6 protein-coding genes and 1 pseudogene are annotated in these 7,656 nt (G+C 61.6%); 3 read left to right on the forward strand and 4 right to left on the reverse strand.

All coding sequences use genetic code 11. The features are described from left to right. On the reverse strand, positions 1–299 hold a 299-nt coding region (locus D6T64_RS23700; RefSeq protein ID WP_456064314.1), incomplete at its 3' end, for a hypothetical protein. Positions 300–405: 106 nt separating this feature from the next. On the opposite strand from D6T64_RS23700, the gene D6T64_RS22060 reads away from it, so the two are divergent. Next, positions 406–702, forward strand: coding sequence for a hypothetical protein (locus D6T64_RS22060; protein WP_147364387.1), 297 nt, complete (start codon positions 406–408; stop codon positions 700–702). A gap of 771 nt (positions 703–1,473) precedes the next feature. Here the strand turns inward: D6T64_RS22060 and D6T64_RS00435 are convergent. The 3 genes from D6T64_RS00435 to D6T64_RS22975 form a co-directional block, all read right to left on the reverse strand. Further along, entirely contained in the window at positions 1,474–2,367 is an 894-nt protein-coding gene (locus D6T64_RS00435; protein WP_119970375.1) for an amidohydrolase family protein, read from the reverse strand. A 151-nt stretch (positions 2,368–2,518) separates the two neighbouring features. Beyond that, positions 2,519–3,148, reverse strand: a complete 630-nt coding sequence (locus D6T64_RS00440) for a dienelactone hydrolase family protein (RefSeq protein WP_119970378.1) — start codon at positions 3,146–3,148, stop codon at positions 2,519–2,521. 208 nt (positions 3,149–3,356) lie between these two features. Beyond that, positions 3,357–3,638: a hypothetical protein gene (locus D6T64_RS22975; protein ID WP_233550749.1), complete on the reverse strand. Its 282-nt coding sequence runs from the start codon at positions 3,636–3,638 to the stop codon at positions 3,357–3,359. 829 nt (positions 3,639–4,467) lie between these two features. On the opposite strand from D6T64_RS22975, the pseudogene D6T64_RS00445 reads away from it, so the two are divergent. Beyond that, a pseudogene (locus D6T64_RS00445) lies at positions 4,468–5,609 on the forward strand (IS256 family transposase). Between the two features lie 462 nt (positions 5,610–6,071). After that, positions 6,072–6,437: a hypothetical protein gene (locus tag D6T64_RS00450; protein WP_119970380.1), complete on the forward strand. Its 366-nt coding sequence runs from the start codon at positions 6,072–6,074 to the stop codon at positions 6,435–6,437. The last annotated feature ends 1,219 nt before the right edge of the window (positions 6,438–7,656 follow it).

Below are 7,656 nucleotides of genomic sequence, written 5' to 3' on the forward strand. Positions count from 1 at the left end.
CCGGTGGGCAGATCTGTTGGCCATGAATGGGCAGTTTTCCTGGCCACCAGCGGGCATTCTTCGTGGCCGCCAGTGGGCCGTTCTTCATGGCCCTTGACAAGCGTGCCCTCAATAGCCGAGTGTTCATCGAGCAGGCCAAGGGAGTCATCGCTGAACGCAACGGCATCAATATGGATGAAGCTTTCCAGCGGCTGCGCCAGCACGCCCGTTCGCGTCAGGAGCCCATGCACACCAGCGCCGAAAATGTGATCAGCAGCCTCGTCATGCTCTAGGTCGGCTGTCCCCTTCACGCTCTGCATGAACCATATATTCGTACAGGTCCCGGCTATAGACCTGACCTGGTCTGGTCCGCTCGACCCTGCCGAGCCAGACCACGAAACCACCAAGCGCGGGAATAATGCAGCCGTGAATAAGACCGTCTGTGATCGACCAACCCGCCATCGGTTCCCCGTCGACTCGAAGCGTGATCGCTCGGGGGGTGCTGTCAACGCCCGGTTCTCCGATGGCCAGAGCAAGGTCATGAGCGAATGTCAGGAGCTGCGCGCGCAGCTCGTCCACGGCTTGCTGGTGGCCCCGACGGAGCACGGCGAAGCCCTTCATCGTGATGAGACATTCATCCGCCGCCGCGCCTCCGGCACAGGGATCAGTCAATTCAAGTTTGGTTGTGACAGCGGTCCCGCCGCTCGAGTGTTTCCGGGGTGAAACGGAACCCAACCGAACACTAACGTTGTCGACGGAAGCCGCAAATCCTCCATAATTTCGCAGCGCTGCTAAGTGAGCAGCCCGGTGTTCTGTTAGCTCAGCCTCCGTGTACCGCATGGCGCGGCGCTGGTTCATATCATGGCTCCTTGCGGGCTGACGGTTCCGTTGTTAGCGCCGACCCAAAACAGGGCCAATCGTGCCGCCGTTTGACACCGGGACCACTGTCTGTGTTTTTCTACTATGCCGTATCGGCGGCGGGCTGGTGGCCTTTCATCCGCTGCCCGGCGCCGATGAGACGGAGACCAGCGGTGTGATACACGTTTCGGGTGCTCTGAGCGATACGTCCAGAAATGCCATCGTCATTACGCACTCCGGGAACGAACCGAAACATAGACAGTGGTCGGCCCAATCAGGCGCTTGGTGCGCGCCGAAGAATCATCGTCTCCGGCCTTGAGGAGGAGGTCGAGTGCTTCAGCGCCGGGCAGAACGCGGGTACCGCCATGTCCAGTATCGCGGCGTCTTTGTAGCCTGAGGACGCTGCCTCCGAAAGATAGAAGCAATTCCGGCTGATTCGGTTGGGATGCTGCCCGTCGCACGGATCGCACGAACAGGGCACCCGGGCAAGGGTGAGGCGAGTAGGAGCCGGCAGCGCTCCAGTTGTGGGCAGAACCAGGAGGTGAACCGCGGTCGAGACCACCGATAGCTTCACGGTAAAGCTAAATTTTTGGCAGGGCTCGATAATCGAGCCTAGTGAACAGTGCACCCGTCAGCTCAGTCTCCGATCAGCCTGAGGCCGTTGAACCAGCAGACCGCACGTAGCCAGTCGTCGTCGAGGCGCGGCTCTCGCTCAGACAGACGCTCTAGCGACTCGAGCTGATGGGCGTAGGGGTAGGGGATGTTCGGGAAGTCGCTGCCCAGCACGATCCGATCGGGCAGGGCCACCAACCGTGGCAACAGATCGGTCGGGAAGGGTGCGACGTCGTCGAAGAAGTCCGTGAACACCATCGTGGTGTCGAGGTGGACGTGCGGGTAACGCTCGGCCAGGGTCAGAAAATCTGCGTACTCTGGCGCGCCCAGGTGCGCGACCACGACGGTCAGATTCGGATGTCGACGCAGGACACCCTCCAGTGCGTCCGGACCGGTGTAACCGGTCTGGACGGGGGCGCTGCCCACGTGTACCACCACCGGAACGGCGGCATCTGCCAGCAGGCCCCACACCTCGTCCAGTACCGGCTCGCGCAGGTCGAAACCGCCTACTTGCGTATGGATCTTGAACACCCGTGCGCCCCGTTCCAGTGCCGAACGTACCTGGTTGAGAACGCCGTCCTCCGGGTAGAACGTCGCGCTGGGGACGCAGTCGGGTTCTGCCGCCGACAAATCCAAAGCGAAGTCGGTGAGATCGGCCGCCATGCCGGGCCGATGCGCGTAGGTCAAAGCGGTGAATCGGCGCACCCCCATTTGCCGCAGGTGCGCCAATCGGCGCTCCTGGTTCCACCGGTACTCGATCGGCCACGAGCGTCCGACCAGCGGGCCGGCTTCATCGAAGTGCGCCCAGACCCGCCGCAACATGCGCTCGGGTAGGAAGTGGGTGTGGATATCGATCACCCCGGGGAGTCCGAGTCGTTGCCACCAGGCGGTCACCCCGCAATCGGCGAGTGGTTCCATGCAACCTCCGTCCGTTAGCTCAATAATCAGTGTGGCAACGGATGCAGTCCCGTTACCCGCGATGCACGGCACACGGCACAACCCGACGCTGATCGTCAGCGGGTGTTGTGCCAAGATTCACAGCTGACTGTCGTGATGGCCTGGGATCGGATCAGTCAATGAGGTACCTCTCAAGAAAATCTGCTGTGCGGGCGAAGGCGAGAGCATCGGACTCCGTCGTCAAAGCGGAGGTGCTTCTGCTGGCGAAGGAACGTGCTGCCGTGAAATCATCGAAGCGTTCCAGGGTCGTCCCGTCGGCGAGGAGTCGGGCGACAAACGATTCAGGGTCCGGACCGTTCACGCCCGCGAAATGTAGTTGGACAGGGCAGGGCAGCACCCCCAGCTCTTCGTCATTGAGCACAGCGTCATAAGCAGCGACCGCGTCGAGAATCCCCGACTGGGCCAAGATAAGAGCGAGCCAGCCGCCCACGGAAAAGCCCACCAGCCCCGCTCGCGGCGCCCCGTTGGCACGCCCGGAGCGAACAAGCCTCTCGATCATGCTCAGTGCGACGGAGGGGTTGAGCCGGGCGAGGAGAACAGCAGCATCCGCAGCATCCGTGGCAGCCCACCCAGCATAGAGATCGGGAACGAGCACGTGAAAACCGCGCTGGGCCAGCGGAATACCGTAGTCTTCCAAGCTAGAAAGCCGACCGTACCAGTCGTGCAGCAAGATAACCAACGGCTGGCCTGGCGTGCCGTATTCGAGGGTAGTTCCGCGGAATGGAATGCTGACAAGAGTCATGCTGACACCATAACGTCTCGCGCCTCAGGCTAGGTTCTGCCACTATCCGCCGCTGACGGCACCGTGTTCGATGACGATTGCTGGTCGAGAGGCTGATGGTGTCTCTCCACTACGACGCTGCATCACCGAGCGACGTCCCACGCCGGTGTGTTTCGCTACGCCGGAAGAACAGCATCAGAAGTTGTGTACTTGCCGACCTCAGCCGAAACTAGGTGCCGGGATTCGCCGATCCGTCAGGAGCAGGATCGGCCCCACCAAGATGAACGGCATAGTCAGCTGCAGCCAGCCAGCGGTACCGCGTTCCGTCAGCCGCGAAATCGTTGGGTTGGCCCAACCAGATGCCGGGAACAATACGACCAGCGGTGCTCTTCGGGTTAATAAGGACAGCAGGCAATTGGCCATGCCGGTTCAGACCCAGCAAGATCCTCTGAGACCTCTTCATCACGCTCTGTCTGAGCAGCGTAGCGAGCATATGACTCTCGAATTGCATGATGTCCTCCAAATGGCAGGGCAGGTGTGCACCGTTGTGGGACAGAACACGTCGTTGCCCATGGTTACACAATCAGGATGGCAGCCCTCGGACGTCGCGGCAACGTGCCGACCGAACAGACCCACCCCCAGAACGAGGTCGTTCTGTCATTTTCCTCGGCTGAGACTGTGTCTCAGAGGAAACTACCCACCTGGCACCCGTTTTGACAGTTGCGCCGACTACGGTGGCTTCTATTATGGGAGCAACGAACCACCGAGCAGAACACCAGCCGGAGCCTGTCCAATTGCCCGGCGGTGGAGGAGATTCAATGTCGAATCATCATCATGAACCATGCTCCGCCGAAGACCTCGAAGTGTGTGTCCTTTCAGACCACGAGTGGCGAGTCGCTGACCGGCGACAAGATGAACAATCACCCGAGAAAGTCCTCGGCTACATCAACCACAGCGGATCAACATTCGAAGTACTCAATATAGAAGCGCCCCGCCGACATCTCACATTCGGTCAGTTTCACACGGCGGTCGCATCGTTCGCTGTCACGTCCAATCACTGAGGACTACGTGTCGCCAGCCTTCAACCTTCCGAACGGTACCAAGTCCCAAAACCCCAAGGTCACGTCCCGTTGAGTGGTGTGGTTTCCCGGCTTTGAGCGTTGCGTCGTCGACGCGAGGAGCCATCGTGCGATGGTCAGTGAGTACCGACTAAAGCAACTCACGAAGGACACCACACGACCCTTCTAGACCAGTCTGCCCTGCTCAACCTGCTGGGAGAACTCAAACTCACCGATGTCACCGACCGCATCCGCGTCGCGACCGAAACTCTCTACCAATAATTGATCGACGCGGAAGCGAGCGCCTTCATCGGCGCCGCCCCGTTTGAACGCTCCGGCGACCGCACCACGTACCGCAACGGCACCCGCCCACGGACTTTGACCGCGACTGCCGGGGACCTCGATCTGAAGATCCCCATGCTGCGCGCCGGGTCGTTCTTCCCCGCCCTGCTTGAGCGGCGCCGCCGCGTCGACCAGGCCCTGTTCGCGGTCGTGATGGAGGCCTATGTCCACGGTGTCTCGACCCGCAAAGTCGACGACCTCGTCAAAGCGCTCGGCGCTAACACCGGGATCTCCAAGTCGGAAGTGTCCCGGATCTGCGCCGGCCTCGATACCGAAGTAGCCGAGTTCCGTGACCGGACCCTGGCCGCGCAGGACTTCCCGTACGTGTTCCTCGATGCCACGTATTGCAAGGCGAGCGTCGGGCACCGCATCGCGTCCCAGGCTGTCGTCGTCGCGATCGGTGTAGCCGCCGACGGACGGCGGGAAGTCCTCGGCTTCGACGTGGGCGACAGCGAGAACGAGTGTGTCTGGACCAGCTTCTTGCGGTCGTTGAAGACTCGCGGTCTCGACGGGGTGAAGCTGGTCATGTCTGACGCCCACACCGGGCTAAAGAAGGCCATCGGGACCGTCTTCCAAGGCGCCGGCTGGCAGAGATGCCAAGTTCATTTCATGCGCAACGTGCTCGCCGTGGTCCCGAAAGGATCCCAGGAAATGGTCGCGTCGATCATCCGCACCATCTTCGCTCAGCCCGACCGCGAGCACATCGAGAAGCAATTCCGCGAGGTCGCCACGATGCTCGGCCGATCGCACCCGAAGGTCGCGACGATGCTCACCGATGCCCAACCCGACCTGCTCGCTTTCGCCGCGTTCCCCGGCGTCACTGGCGACAGATCTGGTCGACCAACCCGTTGGAACGAGTCAACAAGGAAATAAAACGCCGCACCGACGTCGTCGGCGTCTTCCCCAACTCCGCCGCCCTCCTCCGCCTCGCAGGCTCAGTCCTGATCGAGCAACACGACGAATGGGAAGCCGGCGAACGACGCTACTTCTCCGAAGCCTCGATGCTCGAGCTGACCACAATGAACAACCCCCTCGAGGTCATCGACGAGGCGGTGATCCTCCCCGAACTCGCTGCCGCCTAAACTAGAACAACTGGCCTGCACGGTGTCGAGAAACTCCACCACTAAGCGGGACGTGACCGATCGGACACTCGAACCGCACGATAGTGCTCCCGCGCGTCATGTCCTTACGCTGTTGACATCGATAGCACTCCGGCCGACCCAGAATGATGAGCATCTCAGATCGAGGCCAATGAACTACTGTCGATAATTAGCTGGGCCCTCCAAATTCACTTGTCGGGTAGGCCGGCACACAACCGTTGGTAACCCACGTTTTACGTGGATGAGGACCCAGCTGCAAGAACCGTGCTAACTCAGATCATCTAGTCGCAGTAGAAGCCGCCGGCTGGGCGGCTGCGATGGTGAGGGGAACGTCCCCTCACCCTCCCCACCGCCCGACGTCATCCACGGATCATCCCGTCACCGGCGAGCGGCCACCACTGGCACCATAGCCTCAAGGCCTACCAGCTCCTGAAAGAAACCAACATGAATTTTCTTAAACTGGCCGTCACCACCTACGGATTCGACCATTCCCGTCCAATCATCGGCACCGACGACGTCTGGATCAACCTCGACCAGGTCGTCTCGGTCAAAGAACTGCTCGACAGCAACACGTTCACGGACGCTGTGCGGGACGGGATCGCGCCGGAAGAGCACTATCCCTGTGCGCAGCTGACCGCCTCGAACGGGAGCACCTATCTGGTGTCGCTCGGCGTGTACCCCAACCAGGCCGCCGGCTCCGCCGCCCTGACTCGATTCATGCCCTTGCTCATCGGTGGCGGCATCGACGATGACACCCAACTCGCGGAGATCCTGACGGGGACACCTTCGATCAGGTCGTCCCGACCCTAGACTACTTGGGGCCAGAAGCCTGGCGTTTGAGGCTACGGTCTCAGCGACGTCGAGCAGATCCTCGTCAACACGCCGACCGTCAAAACCGCCAGCACCCATCGTGACCTAGCCTCGATCGAGCGCCGATGAGGTGGATAGTCAGGACCATGCCGCAGAGTAATGAGCAGTCCGGCGAAACAGTCCCCCACAGTCACGCCCGGCATTCCCAGCCCCAGTACGGTGGCCGAAACCTCATACGGGACTTTCGCGTGCGGGCTGAGTCTTCCTGGATACACAGTGGAGCAGGCGGTCTTGTACTTCCCAGATGGGCTAAGCGAGGTGGTGATCCCCTAAAGACCTGCACATCCAGTCGGCTCAGTCTCCGCGCCTGTGCAGCGCCAAGACAGGGGTGCCCGCTTTATTTGGCACATGTCGATCTGGTTTCCCGCGTTGGCTCAGAGCGGGTAGTCAGCGTCTTGTATCCCATGCGTTTCGACACATTTAAGTTACGAGACACGTCTCGAGCGCGGGTAAGAGCCACGCACACCACTCAGGGGGACGCAACCGGGGTGCTCCGCATCATCGCCGCAGCGGGTTACGCGGCCGAGGCCGCTGACGCCTGGGCGAATGCTGCGGTCGCCGCAGCGGCCGACGCACATCGTCGCGCGCACGACGAGCGTGAGCGCGCTTGTGCCCTGTGGTGACGGGTGTCAGCGACGCTCGACGCTGCCGAAACCGACCTTGCCCGCTGGCCGTCGCAGCAGATCTGGCTCACCCGGCTCGAAGTCCTGCGCAAAAACTGCGACGACCAGTCCTCCACCGGTTGATCTTTCGGCGCACACAGACCAACGGTCGAAACCGGCCGCGCTCGTGCTGAATTAGCCACGAACGCCTCTCGCCCTGAACGTGACGCCCCACAATCATCACCCATCGCCGACCAGATCGTGCTCGTCACCGCGGCGCCCGCGGCCCTGGCGCCCGCCTGGTCCAGTTGTTCCTGTGGCTGACCTACGCGCCCACAGCGGATGCCCCGGCGCACCGTCGTCTTGCTGGCGCAGTGTCGACACTGCGCCCGCGCGACAAGCCCGAGCCCAAGCCCGGGCAACGCCAACGGGGTCTTAATCCCGCGAGGGCTCACGGACCTAGGGCGTGTCTCCTAATGATCCGTGGGGTCGTGTGGCACAGTTGACGCATGTCGCGAACTGCCGTTTTATCTGACAGCGAGTGGGCTCGACTCGAG

The organism is Cryobacterium melibiosiphilum, from assembly GCF_003602235.1.
GTDB classification, from domain to species: domain Bacteria; phylum Actinomycetota; class Actinomycetes; order Actinomycetales; family Microbacteriaceae; genus Cryobacterium; species Cryobacterium melibiosiphilum.